Annotated in this window: 1 protein-coding gene; it reads left to right on the forward strand. The window is 37.3% G+C overall.

Annotated elements, in window-relative coordinates:
• The coding region (locus CQA63_RS09205) for a sulfatase-like hydrolase/transferase (protein WP_170128401.1) at window positions 1–1,521 on the forward strand (1,521 nt) is incomplete at its 5' end.
• Window positions 1,522–2,119: the final 598 nt, after the last annotated feature.

The raw sequence follows: 2,119 nt of genomic DNA on the forward strand, positions 1-2,119 counted from the left end.
TACCTTTATGCTTTCCTTACTTTTATAGGGAGTGTAGGCTTTGTCTTTTTTATGGGTAAAAGGTTAAAGCCCATTATGGGTGTGCTAAGTGTATCTTTAGTCGTGCTAAGTGGCGTGTCGTTGTATAAAATATTGAACCACTCAAGTGAGTATAAGCTAGATATTCCCGTAATTAGCGATAAGCCTTATGAAAAGGAGCTTTTCACGTATGCGAAATATGAAAAGAACATCGTGCTTTTTGTGCTCGATATGTTTAGCGGTTCGCATTTGCATGCTATTTTAGAGGAATTCCCCGAGTTAAAAGAGCGGTTTGAAGGTTTTATCTTTTTTGATAACACGCTTTCTACTACGAATTCTACGATTCATAGCATAGGCTCTATCATCGGTGGGGAGCATTATGCTGTGTATAATATGAATGCAAGGGAGGATAATTTAAGAGAGAGTATCACGCAGGCTTTTGGGCTTATTGGCGATAGTTTTGTGAAAAGTGGTTATGATGTGAGCTATTTTATGAGCGTAGCTCCAAAGCCACCACAATACATACAGGCGTATAATCAAAATATCTTTGTTGTGCAAAATCTACAAACCTACACACCATATTTTTTTAGCAGTAAGCCAGATTTAGCTCAATCTTTTGCAGAGCTTTTAGGGCAAGCCAGACATAGTAATATTTCTTTGCTTTTAAGTGTGGGGCTATTTCGCTTCTCTCCGGAGCTTTTTTTCCGTCCGCGGATATATAATAATGGTTTTTGGCTTATTGGCGATAAGCAAATGCGCAGTGTTATGGAGGCTATAGCTTTTGCCTCATCTTTATATGCCTTTACGCACTTGCACCATATAGACCCTCAAAGCAAGCCAACTTTTAAATATCTTCATACTTTAATGACGCATTTGCCCTTTGATTTATATTACGATAATGGCAAATGTTCATTTTTTAGAGAGCAAAGTGTATGGGAGGAATACCCCCATACACAAAAAATGCAATATATGAAAGAAGAGCACATAAGGGATTATTATAAGCATTATGATACCGAAGTCTGCGCACTTGTGTATTTAGCAGACTATGTGCAATGGCTCAAGGATAATGATATATATGATAATACCCAGATTTTTATCTTAAGCGACCATAGCGGGCATGATAGTATAGGTATCCCTGAAATGATAGTGCAAAATGAAGGACGTCCAGATGCGCTCTTTTTATTCAAAGATTTTGAGAGTAGGGGGAAGCTCCAAGTGAATTCCGATTTAATGACAAATTATGACGCTCCAAGTATATTTTGTGAATCCTTAAGTAACCCTTGCCCTTATGTGGGCTCAAATATTCTTAAAGCTTATCCTGAGCATAGAGCTGTGATTAGCACTATTCCCACTCATTGGGATATTGAGAGACATAAGAGCAATCAATGGATTTTAAATGCTATTTATGAGGTGAAGGGGAATATCTATGAGGCTAAAAATTGGAGAGATATAACGCAAGAGGTAGCAGATGGTAAAATGCGTATAGATAATAAGCCCCATTAGGCGTTAGCCTTTTATTAAGGCTAATGAGATTTTTATTCTCTGTTTATGGAGAATATCTTAATATTTGTGATGAGGGGTAAGTTTGTTAGGCTAAATTCGGCTTTGCGACTTAGCCTTGCGTTGGCTTTTTGGCTCTCCGCTTGTCTTTTGCGTGTTTTTTAAAGAGCTTGCTTTTTTGTGTCGCTTACACGCACACTTAAGTGCATGCCATCTACTCAAAGCTACACAACTTCAAAAATCATCACAAAATATTTTGCGGTTTGCTTATTTAAAAACAAGCTAAAAGCACACTTTTTAAGACTTTTTGCGAGAAGCAAATTTGGGAATCTTTCTTTGGTAATCCAAGCGGTAGCTAAAGTTTGTTAGCTCTAGTGCGAAGCCAAAGAATTACTGCTTGAAACACCAAAAAAGTCCCTATCAACCCTACAGAGAGTTTCTTACCTGCTATGCAGAATCTAAAGCTAATAAAGTAATAGAGTTTTTGAGTAAATCTTCTTAGAATTTCTTCTTATTCACATCATCTAATATATCTTTAGCTACCTTATCTACTCTCTCACTGATTTGAGCACTTGCAGCAGCGATTTCTACATTCTCTTGG

The organism is Helicobacter marmotae, assembly GCF_003364255.1.
Classification (GTDB): domain Bacteria; phylum Campylobacterota; class Campylobacteria; order Campylobacterales; family Helicobacteraceae; genus Helicobacter_C; species Helicobacter_C marmotae.